A 21875-nucleotide genomic window follows, 5' to 3' on the forward strand; every position below is an offset into this window, starting at 1 on the left:
GTGCTATAGTAGCGCCCCTTTTCCACCAGATGCTTAAAACTTCGCCATGTTGTCAGAATACCAGACCGCTTTCCCAGCACACCGTTTCTCCATTGCGCCAATGCTCGACTGGACGGACAGACACTGCCGCTTCTTCCTGCGTCAGCTCTCCCGCCATACGCTGCTGTACACCGAAATGGTGACCACCGGTGCAATCATTCACGGCAAGGGCGACTATCTGGCATACAGTGAAGAAGAGCATCCGGTTGCCTTGCAGCTGGGTGGCAGCGATCCGGCCGCGCTGGCGCAGTGTGCGAAGCTGGCGGAAGCGCGCGGCTATGACGAGATTAACCTCAACGTTGGCTGTCCTTCAGACCGTGTGCAAAACGGTATGTTCGGTGCGTGTCTGATGGGGAACGCGCAGCTGGTTGCCGACTGTATCAAGGCGATGCGTGATGTGGTCTCCATTCCCGTGACGGTCAAAACCCGTATCGGCATTGACGACCAGGACAGCTACGAATTCCTGTGCGATTTCATCAACACGGTGTCCGGCAAAGGCGAATGCGAGATGTTTATCATCCACGCCCGTAAAGCCTGGCTCTCCGGCCTGAGCCCGAAAGAGAACCGTGAGATCCCACCGCTGGACTATCCGCGCGTATATCAGCTTAAACGTGATTTCCCGCATCTGACGATGTCGATCAACGGCGGTATTAAGTCGCTTGAAGAAGCCAAAGCGCACCTTGAACATATGGACGGCGTGATGGTCGGACGCGAGGCGTATCAGAACCCGGGCATTCTGGCGACGGTCGACCGTGAAATCTTTGGCGTTGACGGCGCCGATACCGATCCGGTTGCCGTCGTGCGCGCCATGTATCCTTACATTGAGCGCGAGCTGAGCAACGGCACGTATCTCGGCCACATTACCCGCCATATGTTGGGCCTGTTCCAGGGCATACCGGGGGCGCGGCAGTGGCGTCGTTACCTCAGTGAGAACGCACATAAAGCCGGTGCGGATATCGAGGTGCTGGAACATGCGCTGCGACTGGTCGCAGATAAGCGATAATTTTCGCTAAAAGATCGTCAAATTCACCACGCCCTGCATATCATTGCGGGGCGTTTTTCTTTAAGAACAATGATTTAGTTTTGGCATGATTCTTGTAATACAAACTGTATTACTCGGGAACTCGTGGGAGAGCACCATGCTGGAACTACTTTTTGTCATTGGCTTTTTTGTCATGCTGTTAGCCACGGGCGTTTCGCTGCTTGGCATTCTCGCTGCGCTCGTCGTGGCGACGGTGGTGATGTTTATCGGCGGACTGTTTGCCCTGACCATCAAGCTGCTGCCGTGGTTATTACTGGCCATTGCGGTGGTGTGGGCGATACGGGCGATTAAATCACCAAAACTGCCGACTTATCAGCGCAATAACCGCTTCCGTTACTAAGGTATTGAGGGGTTCGTCACATACTTGTAACTTTCCCGGCAGCATTACTTAGAACAGAATAGGATTTACTTATCGAATCTGTCACTATGGCTGCCGCTACAGAATTCATCGAGCTGTACCCTACATACAGCCGAACTAAAAAAAGAAAGGGCTTCCCACGGGAAGCCCAATTTCTTTTTGGAGCTCAGGGAATGAGTAAACTTGAACCCTGTGTCGCCCGGCTTTCCAGCACCTCATGCGCACGCTGCGCATCGGTCAGCGGATATTTCTGCGCATCCGCCACGTCCACCTTAATCACGCCGCTGGCGATCAGCGAGAACAGCTCGTTGCTGGCTTCCTCCAGTTCTTCCCGGTTGGTGATATAGCCCTGCAGGGAAGGGCGGGTCACGTAGAGCGAGCCTTTCTGATTCAGGATGCCAAGATTGACGCCAGTGACAGCGCCTGACGCATTCCCAAAGCTCACCATCAGCCCGCGACGTTGCAGGCAGTCCAGCGACGCCTCCCAGGTGTCTTTGCCCACCGAGTCATACACCACGCGCACTTTTTTACCGCCAGTAATCTCTTTCAGGCGCTCGACGATGCTCTCTTCGCGATAGTTGATCACCTGCCACGCCCCCGCGTCCAGCGCACGCTGCGCTTTTTGGGCATTGCCCACGGTACCGATGAGTTTCGCGCCTAAGGCTTTCGCCCACTGGCAGGCAATCAGCCCCACGCCACCCGCTGCGGCATGAAAAAGAAACTGCTCGTCGGGTTTAATTTCATAGGTTTTGCGCAGCAGATAGTAAACCGTTAACCCCTTCAGGAACGAAGCTGCCGCCTGCTCGAAGGAGATAGCGCCAGGCAGCAGAGCGGCTTTATCCGCCGGAACGTTGTGGACGGAGCTGTAAGCGCCCAGCGCAGATTGCGCATACACCACGCGGTCGCCCTCTTTAATATGCTTAACCGCGCTGCCCACTTTAATGACGACACCGGCCGCCTCGGTGCCCAGACCACTCGGCATTGACGGAGGCGGGTAGAGACCGCCGCGAATATAGGTATCGATGTAGTTAATGCCGATAGCTTTGTTTTCAACCTGGATTTCGTTCTCGCCAGGCGCTGCGGGGGTAAACTCCACCGCTTTCAGTACGTCCGGACCGCCGTGTTTCTGGAACTCAATGCGCGTTGCCATGCTCCCTCCGTAAGAAAAATATGGTAATCTTTCGACCCACTCTTTATCTCGGTAACTCCATTCACTATGGCAGGAAACAAACCCTTCAACAAACAGACTGAACCTCGCGAGCGTGATTTCCAGGTCGCAGGGTTAAAAGTCCCGCCGCACTCGATTGAAGCGGAACAGTCGGTGTTGGGCGGTTTAATGCTGGATAACGAACGCTGGGACGACGTCGCTGAGCGCGTGGTGTCTGAGGATTTCTACACCCGTCCGCACCGTCATATCTTTACCGAAATGGCGCGCCTGCAGGAGTCGGGCAGCCCGATTGACCTGATTACGCTCGCGGAATCGCTTGAGCGTCAGGGTCAGCTGGACAGCGTCGGCGGGTTTGCCTACCTGGCAGAACTGTCAAAAAACACGCCAAGTGCGGCGAACATCAGCGCTTATGCTGATATCGTGCGGGAACGTGCCGTCGTCCGTGAGATGATATCGGTGGCGAACGAGATCGCCGAAGCCGGTTTTGATCCGCAGGGGCGCACCAGCGAAGACCTGCTCGACCTGGCGGAGTCCCGCGTCTTTAAAATCGCCGAAAGCCGTGCGAACAAAGACGAAGGGCCTAAAAACATTGCCGATGTGCTCGACGCGACCGTGGCGCGTATCGAGCAGTTGTTCCAGCAACCGCACGATGGTGTCACCGGGGTCAACACCGGTTATGACGACCTCAACAAAAAGACCGCCGGCCTGCAGCCGTCGGATCTGATTATCGTTGCGGCGCGTCCGTCGATGGGTAAAACGACATTTGCGATGAATCTCGTCGAAAACGCCGCAATGTTGCAGGATAAACCTGTTCTCATCTTCAGTCTTGAGATGCCCTCCGAGCAGATTATGATGCGTTCTCTGGCATCGCTGTCGCGCGTGGACCAGACCCGTATCCGTACCGGCCAGCTCGATGATGAAGACTGGGCGCGTATCTCCGGCACGATGGGCATTCTGCTGGAAAAACGTAACATCTATATCGATGACTCCTCCGGCCTGACGCCAACGGAAGTGCGCTCCCGCGCGCGCCGCATCGCCCGCGAACACGGCGGCATCGGCCTCATCATGATCGACTACCTCCAGCTGATGCGCGTGCCGTCGCTCTCCGACAACCGTACGCTGGAAATTGCAGAGATTTCCCGCTCGCTCAAGGCGTTAGCCAAAGAGCTGCACGTGCCGGTGGTGGCGCTGTCGCAGCTGAACCGCTCCCTGGAACAACGTGCCGATAAACGCCCGGTCAACTCCGACCTGCGTGAATCCGGCTCCATCGAGCAGGATGCCGACTTAATCATGTTCATCTACCGTGATGAGGTTTATCACGAGAACAGCGACCTGAAAGGGATCGCCGAAATTATTATTGGTAAACAACGTAACGGCCCGATCGGGACGGTGCGTCTGACCTTTAACGGACAGTGGTCGCGTTTCGACAACTACGCCGGTCCTCAATATGATGATGAGTAATTTCTAAGGAATTCAAATGCAAGCGGCAACTGTAGTCATTAACCGCCGCGCTCTGCGACACAACCTGCAACGTTTGCGTGAACTGGCGCCCGCCAGCAAGCTCGTTGCAGTCGTGAAAGCGAACGCTTACGGACACGGTCTTCTTGAGACCGCGCGAACGCTCCCCGATGCCGACGCCTTTGGCGTCGCCCGTCTTGAAGAAGCTCTCCGCCTGCGTGCGGGGGGGATCACGCAACCCATTTTGCTGCTGGAAGGCTTTTTCGAAGCCACAGACTTGCCTACGATTGCTGACCAGCATCTGCACACGGCGGTACATAACGAAGAACAGCTGTCCGCGCTGGAAAACGCCGAGCTGAGTGAACCCGTTACCGTCTGGATGAAGCTCGACACGGGCATGCACCGTCTAGGCGTTCGCCCGGAAAATGCGGAGGCGTTTTATCAGCGTTTGTGCCGGTGCAAAAATGTGCGCCAGCCCGTGAACATCGTCAGCCATTTTGCGCGTGCCGATGAGCCTGAATGTGGGGCAACCGAGCAGCAGCTCGATATCTTTAACACCTTCTGCGAAGGCAAGCCGGGAATGCGATCGATTGCGGCTTCCGGCGGGATCCTGCTGTGGCCGCAGTCGCACTTTGACTGGGCGCGCCCGGGCATTATTCTTTATGGCGTGTCGCCTCTGGAGAGCAAACCCTGGGGGCCGGACTTTGGCTTTAAGCCAGTGATGTCGCTGGTCTCGAATCTGATTGCCGTGCGTGAGCACAAAGCGGGCGAGCCGGTGGGCTATGGCGGAACCTGGATTAGCGAGCGCGACACGCGCCTTGGCGTGGTGGCGATGGGCTACGGAGATGGCTATCCGCGTGCTGCACCGACAGGTACACCGGTGCTGGTCAACGGTCGCGAGGTCAACATTGTCGGTCGCGTCGCGATGGACATGATTTGCGTGGACCTTGGACCCGACGCCCAGGATAAAGCAGGTGATGATGTGGTGATGTGGGGTGAGGGCCTGCCCGTTGAGCGCATTGCTGAAATCACGAAAGTGAGTGCTTACGAACTTATTACTCGCCTGACCTCCCGGGTGGCGATGAAATACCTTGACTGAACCGTCTGTGAAGTGAGGTTATTAACCTCACTTCAACTTTATTAACATCCTCTCGACCTTCTCACACTTCCGGTTTATTGTTGAAACTCCTGCCTCATCGAATTCCGGAGAACCATCGCGTGTTTCAGAACGTTGACGCCTATGCCGGCGACCCTATTCTCTCCTTAATGGAGCGTTTCAAAGAAGATCCTCGCAGCGATAAAGTGAACCTCAGCATCGGTTTGTATTACAACGAAGAGGGTATTATTCCTCAGTTACAAGCCGTTGCCGAAGCCGAAGCGCGTCTGAATGCGGTCCCGCATGGAGCGTCGCTCTATCTGCCGATGGAAGGGCTCAATGCGTACCGCAATACCATTGCACCGCTGCTGTTTGGGGCCGATCATCCGGTACTTGCGCAAAAACGTGTGGCGACCATCCAGACGCTGGGTGGATCGGGCGCGCTGAAAGTCGGTGCTGATTTCCTGAAAAAATACTTCCCGGATTCCGGCGTGTGGGTCAGTGACCCGACGTGGGAAAACCACGTCGCAATTTTTGAGGGCGCAGGCTTTAACGTCGAGACTTATCCGTGGTTTGACAGCGAAACCAACGGCGTGCGCGTTGAAGCCCTGCTGGAAAAACTGAAAACGTTGCCGGCGCGCAGCATTGTGCTGCTGCATCCGTGCTGCCACAACCCAACGGGTGCGGACCTCACCAATGACCAGTGGGATGCCGTCATTGAGGTGCTCAAGGCTCGCAACCTGATTCCATTCCTCGACATCGCCTATCAGGGCTTTGGCGCCGGGATGGAAGACGATGCCTATGCTATCCGCGCCGTTGCGAGTGCCGGCCTGCCTGTGCTGGTGAGCAACTCTTTCTCGAAAATCTTCTCCCTGTATGGCGAACGCGTCGGCGGGCTGTCCGTGGTCTGCGAAGATGCCGAAGCTGCCAGCCGCGTGCTGGGCCAGCTTAAAGCTACGGTGCGCCGTATCTACTCCAGCCCCCGAACTTTGGTGCGCAGGTTGTGGCGACGGTACTCGGCGACGAACAGCTGAAAGCTAGCTGGCTTGCCGAAGTGGAATCCATGCGTAAGCGCATTCTGTCGATGCGTCAGGAGCTGGTCAACGTGCTGAAAGAGGCGGTACCGGGGCATAACTTTGATTATCTGATCAGGCAGCGCGGGATGTTCAGCTACACCGGTTTGAGCGCCGCGCAGGTCGACCGTCTGCGCGACGAGTTCGGCGTCTACCTGATTGCCAGCGGCCGCATGTGCGTCGCGGGTCTCAATGCCAGCAACGTTCATCGCGTGGCACAGGCATTTGCTGCGGTAATGTAAGTACTCACTACTGTATTCTCCCTCTCCCTGTGGGAGAGGACATCAGGCCGCCGTGCAGTCTTATCGCCCGGTGGCGCTCCGCTTACCGGGCCTACGGGCTGGGTGTTCTCCCTCTCCCTGTGGGAGAGGGCCGGGGTGAGGGCATCAGGCTACTCAGGTCGATGTCTCGCTTTGTGATCGTCTTCTTTTTATTCAGAGTGATAATCAAAAACTCCTTTTCTTCACCTGCCGCTGGGGTTATGGTCGGATAGTTTTTTGACCATTCACTCAAAATAAAACGATAACGAACTGAATATTCAGGGGAAAATATGCGCAAGATCACCCTGGCGCTCAGCGCCGCCTGCTTATTGTTCTCACTTAATAGTGCCGTCGTCGCGCGCGCTTCTGCGCCAACGCCGCTTTACACCGGCACTACCGCTGCCATTCTTGCCGAACAGGCTCCTATTCACTGGGTATCCGTGGCCCAAATCGAAAACAGTCTGATGGGCCGCCCGCCCATGGCCGTTGGCTTTGATATTGACGACACCGTTCTGTTCTCCAGCCCGGGATTCTGGCGCGGCAAAAAAATGTATTCGCCGGACAGCGAAGCGTATCTGAAGAACCCGGCGTTCTGGGAAAAAATGAATAACGGCTGGGACGATTACAGTATCCCGAAAGAGGTCGCCCGGGCGGTCATTGCCATGCATGTGAAGCGCGGCGACAGCATTTACTTTGTCACCGGTCGTAGTCAGACCAAAACAGAAACCGTCTCCAGAACCCTGCAGGATGATTTCCAGATCCCGGCTGCCAACATGAACCCCGTCATTTTTGCGGGTGACAAAGAAGGGCAAAACACCAAAACCCAGTGGCTGGAGAAGAAAAACATCAAAGTGTTCTATGGTGATTCGGATAACGACATTACCGCGGCGCAGGATACAGGAGCCAGAGCGATCAGGGTGTTACGCGCCTCTAACTCGACCTATCGACCGCTGCCGATGGCCGGAAAATTTGGCGAAGAGGTGATTGTTAACTCGGAGTATTAAGCGTCTGGCCGCGAGTTTGATTCTTTTTTAATCAAATCTCGCTGCGGCGGGTTTTACCTTTCGACTTCTTGCTGCACACTTAGAAAGATTCATCTTTCTAAACGGAGCAGCACATGTGGTATCAACAGACCCTGACCTTAAGCGCTAAACCCCGCGGATTTCACCTGGTGACGGAGGAAGTCATCGGGCAAATCCGCGATTTGTCGCGCGTCAGAACGGGTTTACTGCATCTGCTGCTTCAACACACGTCAGCCTCCCTCACGCTTAATGAAAATTGCGATCCCACTGTCCGGTCTGATATGGAAAACCATTTTCTGAAGAGTGTCCCGGACAACGCCCCCTATGAGCACGATTATGAGGGCGCAGATGACATGCCTTCGCATATCAAATCTTCTCTGCTCGGGGTATCGCTGATGCTGCCGGTACACAACGGGCGGCTACTGCTGGGAACGTGGCAAGGGATCTGGCTGGGAGAACATCGCATTCACGGTGGTTCGCGTAAAATTATCGCAACGCTACAAGGGGAATAATGATGACAATTTCGGAGCTACTTCAGTACTGCATGAGTAAACCTGGCGCGGAGCAGAGCGTGCATAGCGACTGGAAAGCCACGCAGATAAAAGTGGGAGATGTGCTGTTTGCGATGGTGAAAGAGGTCGAAGGCCGCCCGGCCGCGTCGCTGAAAACCAGCCCGGAGCTGGCGGATTTGCTACGTCAGCAGCATGATGATGTGAGGCCGAGCAAACACCTGAATAAGGCGCACTGGAGCACGGTTTATCTGGATGGCTCCCTGCCCGGCTCGCAAATTTACTATCTGGTGGATGCGTCTTATAAACAGGCAGTAGAGCTGCTGCCGGAAGCGACCCGACAACAACTCTCCGTCTGACATTACAGCAACGGTTTAAGGAAGCGCGCGGTGTGCGAGGCTTCGCACTCTGCAACGGTCTCTGGCGTACCGGAGACGAGGATTTCACCGCCGCCGCTGCCGCCTTCCGGGCCGAGATCGACAATCCAGTCCGCGGTTTTAATCACGTCCAGATTATGTTCGATGACCACAATCGTGTTGCCCTGATCGCGCAGCTGATGCAGCACGTCGAGCAACTGCTGGATATCCGCAAAGTGCAGACCGGTAGTCGGCTCATCCAGAATATACAGCGTCTGACCGGTGCCGCGTTTGGAGAGCTCACGCGCCAGCTTCACGCGCTGGGCTTCACCGCCCGACAGCGTAGTGGCGGACTGCCCCAGACGAATGTAGGTCAGACCGACGTCCATCAGGGTCTGCAGCTTACGCGCCAGCGCAGGGACGGCGTCAAAGAACTCGCGCGCCTCTTCGATGGTCATGTCCAGCACTTCGTGGATGGTCTTGCCTTTGTACTTAATTTCCAGCGTTTCGCGGTTATAGCGTTTACCTTTGCACTGGTCGCACGGGACGTAGATATCCGGCAGGAAGTGCATCTCAACTTTAATGACGCCATCGCCCTGGCATGCTTCACAGCGGCCGCCGCGCACGTTAAAGCTGAACCGTCCCGGCGTGTACCCGCGTGAACGCGCTTCCGGCACGCCGGCGAACAGTTCACGTACGGGCGTGAAGACGCCGGTATAGGTCGCCGGGTTCGAGCGAGGGGTTCGGCCAATCGGGCTCTGGTCAATGTCGATAACCTTATCGAAATGTTCCAGCCCCTGAATGTCTCGATACGGCGCGGGCTCGGCCAGCGTCGCACCGTTCAGGGCCGTCTGCGCAATCGGGAACAGGGTATCGTTAATCAGCGTCGATTTACCGGAACCGGACACGCCAGTGATGCAGGTAAACAGGCCAACCGGTAGCGTCAGCGTCACATCTTTCAGGTTGTTGCCGCGCGCGCCGGTCAGCTTCAGCACTTTTTCCGGATCTGCCGCTACGCGCTGTTTTGGCACCTCAATCTTACGCTTGCCGCTCATGTACTGGCCGGTCAGCGACTCGGGTACCGCCATAATGTCTTTCAGCGTCCCTTCCGCGACCACCTGACCGCCGTGTACGCCCGCGCCAGGACCAATGTCGATCACGTGATCCGCAGCGCGAATCGCGTCTTCGTCGTGCTCCACCACAATCACCGTGTTACCGAGGTTGCGCAGGTGGACCAACGTGCCGAGCAGACGTTCGTTGTCGCGCTGGTGCAGGCCGATTGACGGCTCATCCAGCACGTACATCACGCCCACCAGGCCTGCGCCAATCTGGCTGGCCAGGCGGATACGCTGGGCCTCACCGCCGGACAGCGTTTCTGCCGAGCGGGAAAGCGTCAGGTAGTTCAGACCCACGTTCACCAGGAACTTGAGACGATCGCCAATCTCCTTCAGCACTTTTTCAGCGATTTTCGCGCGCTGACCGGAGAGCTTCAGGTTGTTGAAGAAGTCCATCGCGTGGCCGATGCTCATGTCTGAGATGGTCGGCAGCGCCGTGTTTTCGACAAAGACATGACGCGCTTCGCGACGCAGACGCGTGCCTTCACAGGTGGCACAGGAGCGGTTGCTGATGAACTTAGCCAGCTCCTCGCGTACCGCGCTGGATTCGGTCTCTTTGTAGCGGCGCTCCATATTGTGCAGCACCCCTTCGAACGGGTGGCGACGCACGGAGGTATCACCGCGATCGTTCATGTATTTGAACTCAATGTTCTCTTTACCGGAACCGAACAGGATCACTTTGTGCACGTTCGGGCTCAGGCTGGCCCACGGCGCTTCCACGTCGAACTTATAGTGCTCCGCCAGCGATTTCAGCATCTGGAAGTAGTAAAAGTTACGCTTATCCCAGCCGCGAATGGCGCCGCCTGCCAGCGACAGCTCAGGGTTCTGGATCACGCGGTCCGGGTCGAAATACTGCTGTACGCCCAGACCGTCACAGGTTGGGCATGCGCCTGCCGGGTTGTTGAACGAGAACAGACGCGGTTCCAGCTCGCGCATGCTGTAGCCGCAAATCGGGCAGGCAAAGTTGGCGGAGAAGAGCAGCTCTTCCGCTTTCGGGTCGTCCATATCGGAAACAACGGCGGTACCACCGGAGAGTTCCAGCGCCGTTTCGAACGATTCCGCAAGACGCGTCGCGAGGTCTTCACGCACCTTAAAGCGATCGATCACCACCTCAATGGTGTGCTTTTTCTGCAGCTCCAGTTTTGGCGGATCCGACAGGTCGCACACTTCGCCGTCAATACGGGCGCGGATATAGCCCTGGCTTGCCAGGTTCTCCAGCGTTTTGGTGTGTTCGCCTTTACGCTCTTTAATAATTGGCGCCAGCAGCATCAGGCGTTTGCCTTCCGGCTGCGACAGCACGTTATCCACCATCTGGCTCACGGTCTGCGCCGCCAGCGGGACGTCGTGGTCCGGGCAGCGCGGCTCACCCACGCGCGCATACAGCAGACGCAGGTAGTCGTGAATTTCAGTAATGGTACCGACCGTTGAACGCGGGTTATGCGAAGTCGACTTCTGCTCGATGGAGATCGCAGGCGATAACCCTTCAATATGATCGACATCCGGTTTTTCCATCAGCGACAGGAACTGACGCGCGTACGCGGAGAGAGATTCAACGTAACGACGCTGTCCTTCGGCATACAAGGTGTCGAAAGCCAGTGAGGATTTGCCAGACCCCGAAAGCCCGGTCACGACGATGAGTTTGTCGCGAGGGATTATGAGGTTGATATTTTTGAGATTGTGGGTGCGGGCGCCCCGAACTTCGATCTTATCCATTCACCTTTCCCGGTTGAAACACGGATTGCCTGGTTTGTTTGAAGGACAAACGGCTGTCAGAAACGGCTAATTATGACACAATTTAACCTGTTTGAATATACAGTATTGGAATGCATTTTCTGATTCGCTGTGTAACAATGTTCAGTTCGCGCGCGAACTCTGGAAGATACTACGCAACTATCAAAGTGGCGTCTGGAAATGGTACACTCGCGCGTTTACACTATTAAGAAACGTATTCAGGAGACACGAACATGGCCAGCAGAGGCGTAAACAAGGTGATTCTCGTCGGTAATCTGGGCCAGGACCCGGAAGTACGCTACATGCCGAGTGGTGGCGCAGTTGCCAACATTACGCTGGCTACTTCCGAATCCTGGCGTGATAAAGCGACCGGTGAGATGAAAGAGCAGACTGAATGGCACCGCGTGGTGCTGTTTGGCAAACTGGCAGAAGTTGCCGGTGAGTATCTGCGTAAAGGTTCTCAGGTCTATATCGAAGGCCAGTTGCGTACCCGCAAATGGACCGATCAGTCCGGCGCTGAGAAGTACACCACCGAAGTTGTGGTAAACGTTGGCGGTACCATGCAGATGCTGGGCGGCCGTCAGGGCGGTGGCGCGCCAGCAGGTGGCGGTCAGCAGCAGCAGGGCGGTTGGGGTCAGCCTCAGCAGCCACAGGGCGGCAACCAGTTCAGCGGCGGCGCGCAGTCTCGTCCGCAGCAGCAGTCTGCTCCGGCACCGTCTAACGAGCCACCAATGGACTTCGACGACGACATCCCGTTCTGATCAACGGATGCTCAAACAAAAAACCCAGACATCGTCTGGGTTTTTTGTTTATACAGGAATCAGGTAATCACCATTGGCCAGTCTGGTGGCTGGTGGCTCATTGCCTCTACCATCACGACTTTAATATTTTCCCAGACAGCGGCAATATCCAGCAGGGTGATGCCCAACAGGCCCGTTGCGAACCAGCAAGCCGCGCCAAGTCCCAGCAGAGTGCTGATGACCGCAAGACCCGCGTAGTCAGATTTACGAAACTGAATGTTCAGCGTGCTGGCTAAAAACATCAGTACCGCGCTCAACAAAGGCCAGCGCAGGAGAACCATGCTGGTAGTAATGGTTGCCATAGAACCCATCCTCTACAAAACAGACGAACTGAATGAAACGGTGTTTCTCGTTACAGAATATGTGTGAACTATATCACATTTGTTGATTTATTCGCCAGCGTCTGAGCGTTCAAAATGGGGATTTTATTACGCAAAAAAGGCGATGGTGCCGGGTACCTGGGTCCCGATACCTGGCTGAGCGGACACACGATGGGCCAGCCACGTTGTTTTTATAAGTGGCACGTTATTTTTTGCTCATCCTGAAAATAATGTGGTAATAGCCGGGCATTTATAAAACATCGATTCTCTGTTGTGTTATCTTCAAACCCCACATGTGCGCTGGATAATTATTTCCCTTAATTGAAACGGAACGAATACTTACAGTTTAGCTTACGGGAAAATATTATCGTCATAACGAAATTTAAGATTTTTAATACTAAAAGTCAGTTGCTAACTTCGCATGATTCATGCAACGTAATCACCTGTTTAACAAAGCATCCGGCCTTCATTACTACAGGCGTACAACATGCAGGGATATAGGGCGGGAAATGAATCGTAGCGCGCGGCGCAAAATGCTCAGGGTAGTAGGGATCATCATGGTAGTTATGCTGCCGGTGATGCTTGCCCTATGGTTTGCCCAGCTAAGAGCCGTGTCGGAAACAAGCGCTCAGCTCCGTACATTTGCTGAACTGGCTTTAGACAAAACAGAACTGGTTATTCAACAAGTTGATCTGGCCCGGGACGAGGCCGAAAAATATCAGGGTAAACTTTGTACACCGGAACATCGCCAATATATGTTGAACGTTGTGCGTGGCCGCCTGTTTGTCGCTGATTTAATTTATGCAGAAGGTCAGAATTTTCTTTGTTCAACCGTTTTTACACCGGACCAACCTTACGCGATCCCGATTGCCAATTACACCCGTAAACCTGACATCGCTATCTATTATTTTCGCGACACGCCATTTTATACTGGCTATAAAATGACGGTGATGCTGCCAACTTACTGATTTAGTGTATGATGGTGTTTTTGAGGTGCTCCAGTGGCTTCTGTTTCTATCAGCTGTCCCTCCTGTTCAGCTACTGACGGGGTGGTGCGTAACGGCAAAAGCACTGCCGGACATCAGCGCTATCTCTGCTCTCACTGCCGTAAAACATGGCAACTGCAGTTCACTTACACCGCTTCTCAACCCGGTACGCACCAGAAAATCATTGATATGGCCATGAATGGCGTTGGATGCCGGGCAACCGCCCGCATTATGGGCGTTGGCCTCAACACGATTTTCCGCCATTTAAAAAACTCAGGCCGCAGTCGGTAACCTCGCGCATACAGCCGGGCAGTGACGTCATCGTCTGCGCGGAAATGGACGAACAGTGGGGATACGTCGGGGCTAAATCGCGCCAGCGCTGGCTGTTTTACGCGTATGACAGGCTCCGGAAGACGGTTGTTGCGCACGTATTCGGTGAACGCACTATGGCGACGCTGGGGCGTCTTATGAGCCTGCTGTCACCCTTTGACGTGGTGATATGGATGACGGATGGCTGGCCGCTGTATGAATCCCGCCTGAAGGGAAAGCTGCACGTAATCAGCAAGCGATATACGCAGCGAATTGAGCGGCATAACCTGAATCTGAGGCAGCACCTGGCACGGCTGGGACGGAAGTCGCTGTCGTTCTCAAAATCGGTGGAGCTGCATGACAAAGTCATCGGGCATTATCTGAACATAAAACACTATCAATAAGTTGGAGTCATTACCCCGACAGCGATGCTGGAGAACACGACGGCCGCTATTACGGGTGAAAAGAACAACGTTCTGCCTTTGCATTTTAGTGCGCGGGGTGTCGAAGCGCAGCAGGCAATGCTGAATAATGAATTACGCAAAATAACACGTCTGGAAATGGTTCTGGCTATCGTTGGTACCATGAAAGCGGGGAAATCGACCACAATTAATGCCATTGTGGGGACCGAAGTGTTGCCTAATCGCAACCGCCCAATGACGGCGCTTCCTACCCTGATTCGTCATACGCCAGGCCAGAAAGAGCCGGTACTCCATTTCTCACATGTCTCGCCTATTGATGATTTGATCCAGCTGCTGCAGAAACAACTCTGCGATTACGATCGCGGGAAGCTGGCTCAGCATCTGGAAATTGATAAAGACATGAATACGCTGCTGGAACGCATTGAAAAAGGTGAAGCCTTTGAAAAGCATCATCTTGGAGCGCAGCCAATATTTCATTGCCTGAAAAGCCTCAATGACCTGGTAAGACTCTCTCAGGCGCTGGGCGTGGCGTTTCCGTTTTCAGAATACGCGGCCATTGAACACATTCCGGTCATTGAAGTGGAGTTCGTGCATCTTGCGGGTCTGGATGCCCACCTCGGGCAACTGACGCTGCTCGATACCCCTGGGCCTAATGAGGCCGGACAGCCGCATCTGCAAAAAATGCTGAGTGAGCAGTTAGCCCGCGCATCGGCGGTGCTGGCGGTAATGGATTATACCCAGCTTAAATCTATATCTGATGAAGAGGTCCGTCAGGCTATTTCGGTGGCGGGGAAATCCGTGCCTCTGTATGCCCTGGTGAATAAATTCGACCAGAAAGATCGCAATAGCGATGATGAAGAGCAGGTCCGGGCGATGATCTCCGGTACCTTAATGAAAGGCAATATTTCGCCTGGCCAGATCTACCCTGTCTCCTCCATGTGGGCGTATCTGGCGAACCGCGCTCGCTACGAGATGAATACCCACGGACAACTGCCGGATCATCAGGAGCAACCCTGGGTGCAGGATTTTGCCGAAGCCGCCCTCGGTCGCCGCTGGCGTACGGCGGACCTGGATGATATTGGCCATATCCGTCACGCCGCCGATTTGCTCTGGGAAGATTCGCTGTTTGAACAACCGATACGCAAACTGATTTACGCCGCCTATGCTAATGCCTCGTTATTTGCGTTGCGCTCGGCGTCCCATAAGCTGCTCAACTACGCACAAAATGCCCGGGAATATCTCGACTTCCGCTATCAGGGGCTGACGGTCGCCTTTGACGCGCTGGAACTGAATATTACGCGTCTTGAAGAGGACATGGCGATGATGCAGACGCGCCAGCGGGTGGTGAGCGATGAGGTGAAACATGAAGTTGAGCAGGCGCTGAATGCCACTGCGGACTTTATGGGGGCCCAAAAAACAGCGCTTCACCAGGCGATTGGTCACGTGTTCAGCGATCGCAATATCCTTGATTTAGCCGGTAACGATCGGTTGAATCCTCGCGGTGACGAGCCGCAAGAACTACAGCAGCTGGTTCTGGATGACGAGGGGCAGGCACAGATTGCCCTGAGTAAAATCCGCTCCTCCTGCGAGCTTATCATGCTGGATGCGCAGACAAAGATCTGCCGGGAGCTGGCGTTACGCTTCGATCAGCTGGAGTCTACGCTGGCGCGTTCCCTGAATGACGCCATGCGTCCCATTGAAACGCGTATTAAAGAGCATCTGAGCCATGCCGGCTTTCGGGCGCGGATTAGCTTCCCGGCTTTTCAGGCTAACCAGCTTAACGTCAATACGCAGGCGCTGTTTAACGATGCCATAGCGCAGGACAACCGCCCTGCAGGACAGCCATCGGGCGCGGGCAGCATGCGTGAGACCGTCTCTCGCTGGCTGAATAATCCGGGCTGGGGCTGGGATGAATATGTGGCGACCCGCACGCGCTATGTTATCGACATTGCGCAGCTACATGACAAATTTAAGCAACATATTGATCAGTTTTGTGAACATATACGTAAAGCTTTGTCCGCCCAGGTCGATGTCTCTGTTACGGCAGGAATGGCGACGTTCTTTGCAGAATTTTCGTTATACCTGACCGGGTTACAGGAAAGCTTGCGTGATAGCCTCGCAGTGCGTCAACAAAATGAGCATTCGACCCGAGCGCTCAGCCAGCTGTTGAAGCAAAGTATCACTACTGCGACGTGGATACAGGAAGATACCCGACTGTTACGCGATGATATTCAAACTCTATTCGCGGCAGAGCAACCATGACAACACAGCTACTGGACGGTCCCGGGCGGACGCTGGAGTGTATTCATCCTAAATTTATGGTCGATCTTGTGCAGGGCGTGGACGTTGCACGTCATCCTCATTTGGGGCCGCAGCAGCTGCAGTTTCGTGAGCGCTTGACTCAGGAGATCATGACGCACACCCGGTTACGACCCTGGGCGATGGCCGGAATGCTGAATGAGAATGCTGCCCTGCGCCTCGGTCTGGCTGAAAAACTCGCCGGGATGCTTGACCCTGGCCATCTTGCGCTGACGCTGATGGCGGATAAATTGAATACACTTCGTCAGCAGGCTCACTTAAGGGCTCAGCCCTCTCCGGGCCTGCTTGAACAGTACGCTGAGCTCTCATCGCATTTTACCCAACGTGCCGTTTATAAAGAAAAGGCGCTAACTCAGCGTGGACTGACCGTCCAGGCGGGTGAGCACAGCGAGCAAATTTTCACTCGCTGGCGAGCCGGTCATTATGATGGCTGGTCGCTGGCCGGGCGTTGTTTCATTGTCCTGGAAGAGTTGCGCTGGGGGGCCTTCGGCGATGCTTGCCGTCTGGCGAAGGACGATGTATCGGCCATGCTCAAGGATAATTTACGCAGTATGGCTGCCAATTATCTTGCTCAGGGTATCAATGCGTCTCCTGCAACGCGCCATTTCTATCATCAGTGGCTGACCACACCCGCTTCGGCGGGTTTAATCGATCATAAAGACATGCTGGGGTGGCTGGGTGACTGGTGTCAGGCGGATAAACACCCGGTGAGCTGGTCAGTTACGCAAAACTGGCAGACCGTTGCGCTGGGTATGCCGAGGCTGTGTTCGGCAAAACGTCTGGTGGAGGCGATGGTGGAGGAGATTTTTGGTTGAACCCCTCACCCTCACTCTGGCCCTCTCCCCAGAGGGGAGAGGGGATGGTTTGGTGCGGTTTGTTAATGTTGAAGCTCTGCTGCCTTCCTTTCTACATCTTTCTCTTGCACGTTTCCGTAGCGTTTCGCGTACAGTGCCGTGATGATCGGCACCAGAATCGCGGTAACAATCACGCTGGCAGCCACCAGTGCCGTTGCAGAAGCGGCTACCGGTTCGAAGGCCGGGTTAATCTGAGCAATAATCACCGGGTTTGCGACCGCAGCACCTGCGGCTGAAGAGGCGGCGACACCCGCCGTGCCGTTTCCGCCGCCAATCACGCGGTCGGCAATAATCAACGGAATACCGGTGATGATGATGACCGCAACCCCCAGCACAATACCCAGCAGGCCCGTATCAAGGATCACGTTCAGGTTGATGGTGTTGCCCAGCGCAAAACCAAAGAACGGGATGAGTACGGGTGTGGCTTTGCTGAAGAAATCGCGCAGATCGTGATCCAGATTCCCGAGGGCGAAACCGATCAGGAAGGGCAGGATCGCGCCAACAAAGTGGTGAGGCTCAAAAGAGGCCAGGCCAGCAGAACCCAGGATCAGCATCGTCATGAGCGGGCCGGACTCCAGAGACATCAGAACAAATGCCCCGGATTCTTCTTTCGTTCCGTACTGGTTCATCAGGCTGGCATACAACCCGCCGTTAGTCATATCCATCGCCGAGACAATTGCCAGGACCGATAAACCCGCGAAGAAACCGGTCTGAATTCCATTCTCTGGAATAAACATCGCGCATATCATGGCGACAACCCAGGCCACCGCTATTTTGGTTATGACCAGCGTGCCGGATTTGCGTAATACGGTGCCTGTTGCACGTAAATTAATGGATGCACCGATACAAAAGAACCAGACTGCCAGGATGGGGACGGTACCTGTAATCATCCCTTTTGTGAAACCGCCAAAATAAGCCCCGGTTTCAGGCGCTAAGGTATTCAGAATAGCACCGAGTACCAGGGGGACCAGCATCATACCACCAGGAATACGTTCTATCGTGGCTTTAATCTTCATATACAACCCTCACAATGTTACCCCTCGTAGCGAGCGGCGGGCGCGAATAAAAAATCAATAAATTCAAAATGATGAAGGGTTTTCTTGATGGCTTGTATTGGATAACCCCGCAACAAAATTCAGTAAGCGCTCTGGTTTTCTCTTGTCAGAAAACACTCATCGCTATGTTTCGGGAATTATCATGCGATCAATGGAATAATGATTCAATGAAAATAAAACAGTGTTTTAGTTATCTGCGTCACATATTGATTGTAAACTTTACGCCGCGTTCTGGCTGGATGGGGTTTATGTAAATCTCTTGTAAAAAAGCGGCTTTTTATGGCGTGATAAAAAGAAAAGGGGACAACATGAAAATGTTTCTCTGGGATGGGTTGAGAAAGTGCTTATTTGCGGAAATTGACAAAGACTGTCTTCACTTTACGCAGCATAAATATATGTGTGAAGTTGATCACAAATATAAACGCTGGTAGGGTAAAAAGGTCATTAACTGCCCTGGCAGGCGTCAACAGGTTCGGTTGTATCGACGATAAACGTCAATGTAAGTAAACCTGCTACGCTTGAATAAGGCGATTCGCATGGAGCGGATCCCAAGGTTCACAGCACCCACACTGGATTGTGAAACAGACAGGGCCGAGTCAACGAGGATAGCTATGCTGAGAAGGAAAAAGATTAAACCCATCACGCTTCGCGACGTCACTATTATTGACGACGCAAAATTGCGTAAGGCCATCACCGCAGCCTCGCTCGGTAATGCGATGGAATGGTTCGATTTTGGTGTCTATGGCTTTGTGGCCTACGCGTTAGGTAAAGTGTTTTTCCCAGGGGCTGATCCCAGCCTGCAGATGATTGCCGCACTGGGGACGTTCTCCGTTCCTTTCCTTATTCGCCCGCTGGGTGGTCTGTTCTTCGGTATGCTCGGTGATAAATACGGTCGCCAGAAGATCCTTGCCATCACTATTGTCATCATGTCGATAAGTACCTTCTGTATCGGCCTGATTCCGTCCTATGCCACGATCGGCATCTGGGCACCGATTCTGCTGCTGCTCTGTAAGATGGCGCAGGGTTTCTCCGTCGGTGGGGAATATACCGGTGCCTCGATCTTCGTCGCGGAGTATTCCCCGGACCGTAAGCGCGGTTTTATGGGGAGCTGGCTGGACTTCGGCTCGATTGCCGGGTTCGTGATGGGGGCGGGTGTCGTGGTGCTGATTTCAACCGTCGTCGGTGAAGAGAACTTCCTCGACTGGGGCTGGCGTATCCCATTCTTCCTCGCGCTGCCGCTGGGAATCATCGGTCTGTATTTGCGTCATGCGCTGGAAGAGACACCGGCGTTCCAGCAGCACGTTGAGAAACTGGAGCAGGGTGACCGCGAAGGGCTGCAGGATGGTCCGAAGGTGTCGTTCAAAGAGATTGCCACTAAGCACTGGCGCAGCCTGCTGACCTGTATTGGTCTGGTGATTTCGACCAACGTGACCTACTACATGCTGCTGACCTACATGCCGAGTTATCTGTCGCATAACCTGCATTACTCGGAAGATCACGGTGTGCTGATTATTATTGCCATCATGGTGGGTATGCTGTTCGTGCAGCCGATTATGGGTCTGCTGAGTGACCGCTTTGGCCGTCGACCATTCATTATTCTGGGAAGCGTGGCGCTGTTTGCCCTGGCAATCCCGGCCTTTATTCTGATCAACAGTAACGTGCTGGGGCTGATTTTTGCGGGTCTGCTGATGCTGGCGGTGATCCTGAACTGCTTCATCGGGGTGATGGCCTCAACGTTGCCTGCGATGTTCCCGACGCATATTCGTTACAGTGCGCTGGCGGCAGCCTTTAACATCTCGGTACTGATTGCCGGTCTGACCCCGACGCTTGCCGCCTCGCTGGTGGAAAGCACGCAGAATCTGATGATGCCTGCTTATTACCTGATGGTGATCGCGGTGATTGGCTTGATTACCGGTATTACGATGAAGGAGACGGCGAACCGTCCACTGAAAGGGGCGACGCCTGCGGCATCGGATATTCAGGAAGCGAAAGAGATCCTGCGTGAGCACTACGATAATGTAGAGCAGAAGATTGAAGACATTGACGCAGAGATTGAAGAACTGCAGAAAAAACGCTCCCGACTGGTGGATCAGCATCCACGCATCAACGAGTAATAAAGAAACCCGCCAACGGCGGGTTTTCTTTTATTAGCATCCGGCAGCGATGTAGTCGCCATTGGCGCTGATGGGGATGACCGTCAGGAAGAGAACGGTCGCGAACAGGATCAGAACTATCCCGCCGGCTATTTTGACGGCTGGCACCAGCCATCTTAACGTGCTATTTCCCCCGAAGCAGGCCACCGTGCGTTCACGGGCATAACGTACCGCCAGCGAGAGCCCCATAATCGAGAGTGCTGTTCCCAGTGACATTGTCATGACGGCAGCCATCCCCCAGGTGACAATGCCCAGCGCATTTGAAAACATCAGAATCATGATTGCCCCACTGCACGGGCGTGCGCCAATCGCCAGAATCACCCCCAGGCGAGTTTTCCAGTCTCCCTGCGTCAGGTCGGCACCCACGCCGTGATGGCCGCAGCCACAGTGTTCATTGTGCTGATGGAGGGGACTGATGGCTGAGATCGTCATTCTGCGCGGACGCAGGCTCTTTAATGCCTGATAAATGACGAACGCGCCGAATACACCAATCAGCACTGCGCTTATCTTCTCTACATACCAGCGGCTGGTACTGATATCCCCTGAGGCGAGGTTAAACCCCACCGCCAGAATAAAGACAAACAGAATGGCGCTCACGCCCTGCATCAGGCTGCCAAGGAAAGGAACGACCCGGGCAGCCCGCTCGCTTTCCTTATTAGTGGTCAGATAGGTCGTCACAATGAATTTCCCGTGCCCCGGCCCGATGGCGTGCAGCACGCCATAAAGGAAGGCGCCTGTTAAGAGCCATAGTCCGCCGCTGTACTGGTGGTTATTCAGCTGCAGCAGATACATCACCAGATAACGGTGCAGGGTAATTTGAGTGGCAAGACACCACTGGATAAAGGCGCTCCAGTGCGTATGCAGGGTAAAACTGGCAAACAGAATAGCCAGCAGCATCACCCCTGCGGTAGGGAGACGCCAGTCGCGGGCGAGGCGTTGTGTGTTCATGAGGGAGTGCTCTGCTAGGAAGAATATTTGCCGCTAGTATAGTTGATCTTCTTGTTCAGTTCGCAGGATCGCATCGGGATCCTGATGATGTTGTGGATAAGTCTGTGTGTAAAAGGGTATAAGGCGGGGTTTTGCTGTGGAATGCAGCAGTCAGTCATTTTTCTGTCATTTAGCGGTTGCGGCCTGCGGAGAACTCCCTATAATGCGCCTCCATCGACACGGCAGATGTGAATCACTTCACAGACAACCCGGTCGGTTGAAGAGAAAAAATCCTGAAATAACGGGTTGACTCTGAAAGAGGAAAGCGTAATATACGCCACCTCGCAACGGTGAGCGAAAGCCGCGTTGCAACTGCTCTTTAACAATTTATCAGACAATCTGTGTGGGCACTCAAAGTGACATGGATTCTTAACGTCGCAAGACGAAAAATGAATACCAAGTCTCTGAGTGAACATACGTAATTCATTACGAAGTTTAATTCA

The 21875-nt window shown here is 54.3% G+C and carries 17 protein-coding genes and 2 pseudogenes; 14 read left to right on the forward strand and 5 right to left on the reverse strand.

From position 1 onward, the window contains the following. Nucleotides 1-46 precede the first annotated feature (46 nt). Complete coding sequence (dusA, locus tag BFV64_RS01410; RefSeq protein ID WP_014882143.1) at nucleotides 47-1042, forward strand: tRNA dihydrouridine(20/20a) synthase DusA; 996 nt, start codon at nucleotides 47-49, stop codon at nucleotides 1040-1042. A 136-nt stretch (nucleotides 1043-1178) separates the two neighbouring features. Beyond that, nucleotides 1179-1421, forward strand: a complete 243-nt coding sequence (pspG, locus tag BFV64_RS01415; protein ID WP_014882144.1) for an envelope stress response protein PspG — start codon at nucleotides 1179-1181, stop codon at nucleotides 1419-1421. Nucleotides 1422-1605: 184 nt separating this feature from the next. On the opposite strand, the gene BFV64_RS01420 is transcribed toward pspG, so the two are convergent. Then, nucleotides 1606-2589: a quinone oxidoreductase gene (locus tag BFV64_RS01420; protein ID WP_014882145.1), complete on the reverse strand. Its 984-nt coding sequence runs from the start codon at nucleotides 2587-2589 to the stop codon at nucleotides 1606-1608. Between the two features lie 66 nt (nucleotides 2590-2655). Here BFV64_RS01420 and dnaB point away from each other — a divergent pair, with 66 nt between their 5' ends. From dnaB to BFV64_RS01450, 6 genes and pseudogenes are all read left to right on the forward strand, one after another. Next, nucleotides 2656-4068, forward strand: a complete 1413-nt coding sequence (gene dnaB, locus BFV64_RS01425) for a replicative DNA helicase (RefSeq protein ID WP_008503375.1) — start codon at nucleotides 2656-2658, stop codon at nucleotides 4066-4068. 16 nt (nucleotides 4069-4084) lie between these two features. Then, nucleotides 4085-5164, forward strand: a complete 1080-nt coding sequence (gene alr / locus BFV64_RS01430; RefSeq protein WP_014882146.1) for an alanine racemase — start codon at nucleotides 4085-4087, stop codon at nucleotides 5162-5164. Between the two features lie 167 nt (nucleotides 5165-5331). Next, nucleotides 5332-6476 (forward strand): annotated as a pseudogene (gene tyrB, locus BFV64_RS01435) (aromatic amino acid transaminase). A 308-nt stretch (nucleotides 6477-6784) separates the two neighbouring features. Further along, nucleotides 6785-7498 (forward strand): acid phosphatase AphA, encoded by a 714-nt coding sequence (gene aphA / locus BFV64_RS01440; protein WP_014882148.1) that lies wholly within the window; start codon nucleotides 6785-6787, stop codon nucleotides 7496-7498. 113 nt (nucleotides 7499-7611) lie between these two features. After that, complete coding sequence (locus BFV64_RS01445; protein WP_014882149.1) at nucleotides 7612-8028, forward strand: secondary thiamine-phosphate synthase enzyme YjbQ; 417 nt, start codon at nucleotides 7612-7614, stop codon at nucleotides 8026-8028. 2 nt (nucleotides 8029-8030) lie between these two features. Continuing rightward, nucleotides 8031-8384, forward strand: a complete 354-nt coding sequence (locus BFV64_RS01450; RefSeq protein WP_014882150.1) for an MmcQ/YjbR family DNA-binding protein — start codon at nucleotides 8031-8033, stop codon at nucleotides 8382-8384. Nucleotides 8385-8386: 2 nt separating this feature from the next. On the opposite strand, the gene uvrA is transcribed toward BFV64_RS01450, so the two are convergent. Continuing rightward, nucleotides 8387-11209, reverse strand: a complete 2823-nt coding sequence (uvrA, locus tag BFV64_RS01455) for an excinuclease ABC subunit UvrA (protein ID WP_023331804.1) — start codon at nucleotides 11207-11209, stop codon at nucleotides 8387-8389. 251 nt (nucleotides 11210-11460) lie between these two features. Here uvrA and ssb1 point away from each other — a divergent pair, with 251 nt between their 5' ends. After that, nucleotides 11461-11988 (forward strand): single-stranded DNA-binding protein SSB1, encoded by a 528-nt coding sequence (gene ssb1, locus BFV64_RS01460; RefSeq protein ID WP_014882152.1) that lies wholly within the window; start codon nucleotides 11461-11463, stop codon nucleotides 11986-11988. Between the two features lie 59 nt (nucleotides 11989-12047). Here the strand turns inward: ssb1 and BFV64_RS01465 are convergent, their stop codons facing one another. Then, a complete protein-coding gene (locus tag BFV64_RS01465) occupies nucleotides 12048-12329 on the reverse strand; it encodes a YjcB family protein (protein WP_014882153.1) in 282 nt (93 codons plus the stop codon). Between the two features lie 527 nt (nucleotides 12330-12856). Here BFV64_RS01465 and BFV64_RS01470 point away from each other — a divergent pair. From BFV64_RS01470 to BFV64_RS01485, 4 genes and pseudogenes are all read left to right on the forward strand, one after another. After that, nucleotides 12857-13300 (forward strand): annotated as a pseudogene (locus BFV64_RS01470) (CSS-motif domain-containing protein); the annotation flags it as partial. Nucleotides 13301-13348: 48 nt separating this feature from the next. Next, nucleotides 13349-14046 (forward strand): IS1-like element IS1B family transposase gene (locus BFV64_RS01475; RefSeq protein WP_095033700.1). Its coding sequence is split into 2 segments (ribosomal slippage): nucleotides 13349-13598 and nucleotides 13598-14046, totalling 699 coding nucleotides; the frame shifts between segments, so codons are not numbered across the junction. A 9-nt stretch (nucleotides 14047-14055) separates the two neighbouring features. Continuing rightward, on the forward strand, nucleotides 14056-16326 hold the full coding sequence (gene crfC, locus BFV64_RS01480) for a clamp-binding protein CrfC (RefSeq protein WP_418251744.1): 2271 nt from the start codon (nucleotides 14056-14058) through the stop codon (nucleotides 16324-16326). Further along, on the forward strand, nucleotides 16323-17198 hold the full coding sequence (locus BFV64_RS01485; protein ID WP_032637716.1) for a diguanylate cyclase regulator RdcB family protein: 876 nt from the start codon (nucleotides 16323-16325) through the stop codon (nucleotides 17196-17198). The genes crfC and BFV64_RS01485 overlap by 4 nt, the downstream gene beginning before the upstream one ends. A gap of 62 nt (nucleotides 17199-17260) precedes the next feature. Here BFV64_RS01485 and kdgT read toward each other — a convergent pair whose 3' ends face one another. Further along, complete coding sequence (kdgT, locus tag BFV64_RS01490) at nucleotides 17261-18253, reverse strand: 2-keto-3-deoxygluconate transporter (RefSeq protein ID WP_014882192.1); 993 nt, start codon at nucleotides 18251-18253, stop codon at nucleotides 17261-17263. Nucleotides 18254-18903: 650 nt separating this feature from the next. Here kdgT and proP point away from each other — a divergent pair. Continuing rightward, complete coding sequence (proP, locus tag BFV64_RS01495; RefSeq protein WP_014882193.1) at nucleotides 18904-20406, forward strand: glycine betaine/L-proline transporter ProP; 1503 nt, start codon at nucleotides 18904-18906, stop codon at nucleotides 20404-20406. Between the two features lie 33 nt (nucleotides 20407-20439). Here the strand turns inward: proP and BFV64_RS01500 are convergent, their stop codons facing one another. Beyond that, on the reverse strand, nucleotides 20440-21393 hold the full coding sequence (locus tag BFV64_RS01500; protein WP_023338934.1) for a nickel/cobalt transporter: 954 nt from the start codon (nucleotides 21391-21393) through the stop codon (nucleotides 20440-20442). Between the last annotated feature and the right edge of the window lie 482 nt (nucleotides 21394-21875).

Source organism: Enterobacter kobei (assembly GCF_001729765.1).
Classification (GTDB): Bacteria; Pseudomonadota; Gammaproteobacteria; order Enterobacterales; family Enterobacteriaceae; genus Enterobacter; species Enterobacter kobei.

What these genes read in the sequence shown, in the direction of transcription:
- dusA (WP_014882143.1), top strand. Translation starts at nt 47, where the DNA reads ATGTTGTCAGAATACCAGACCGCTTTCCCAGCACACCGTTTCTCCATT.
- pspG (WP_014882144.1), top strand. Translation starts at nt 1,179, where the DNA reads ATGCTGGAACTACTTTTTGTCATTGGCTTTTTTGTCATGCTGTTAGCC.
- BFV64_RS01420 (WP_014882145.1), bottom strand. Translation starts at nt 2,589, where the DNA reads ATGGCAACGCGCATTGAGTTCCAGAAACACGGCGGTCCGGACGTACTG.
- dnaB (WP_008503375.1), top strand. Translation starts at nt 2,656, where the DNA reads ATGGCAGGAAACAAACCCTTCAACAAACAGACTGAACCTCGCGAGCGT.
- alr (WP_014882146.1), top strand. Translation starts at nt 4,085, where the DNA reads ATGCAAGCGGCAACTGTAGTCATTAACCGCCGCGCTCTGCGACACAAC.
- aphA (WP_014882148.1), top strand. Translation starts at nt 6,785, where the DNA reads ATGCGCAAGATCACCCTGGCGCTCAGCGCCGCCTGCTTATTGTTCTCA.
- BFV64_RS01445 (WP_014882149.1), top strand. Translation starts at nt 7,612, where the DNA reads ATGTGGTATCAACAGACCCTGACCTTAAGCGCTAAACCCCGCGGATTT.
- BFV64_RS01450 (WP_014882150.1), top strand. Translation starts at nt 8,031, where the DNA reads ATGACAATTTCGGAGCTACTTCAGTACTGCATGAGTAAACCTGGCGCG.
- uvrA (WP_023331804.1), bottom strand. Translation starts at nt 11,209, where the DNA reads ATGGATAAGATCGAAGTTCGGGGCGCCCGCACCCACAATCTCAAAAAT.
- ssb1 (WP_014882152.1), top strand. Translation starts at nt 11,461, where the DNA reads ATGGCCAGCAGAGGCGTAAACAAGGTGATTCTCGTCGGTAATCTGGGC.
- BFV64_RS01465 (WP_014882153.1), bottom strand. Translation starts at nt 12,329, where the DNA reads ATGGCAACCATTACTACCAGCATGGTTCTCCTGCGCTGGCCTTTGTTG.
- BFV64_RS01485 (WP_032637716.1), top strand. Translation starts at nt 16,323, where the DNA reads ATGACAACACAGCTACTGGACGGTCCCGGGCGGACGCTGGAGTGTATT.
- kdgT (WP_014882192.1), bottom strand. Translation starts at nt 18,253, where the DNA reads ATGAAGATTAAAGCCACGATAGAACGTATTCCTGGTGGTATGATGCTG.
- proP (WP_014882193.1), top strand. Translation starts at nt 18,904, where the DNA reads ATGCTGAGAAGGAAAAAGATTAAACCCATCACGCTTCGCGACGTCACT.
- BFV64_RS01500 (WP_023338934.1), bottom strand. Translation starts at nt 21,393, where the DNA reads ATGAACACACAACGCCTCGCCCGCGACTGGCGTCTCCCTACCGCAGGG.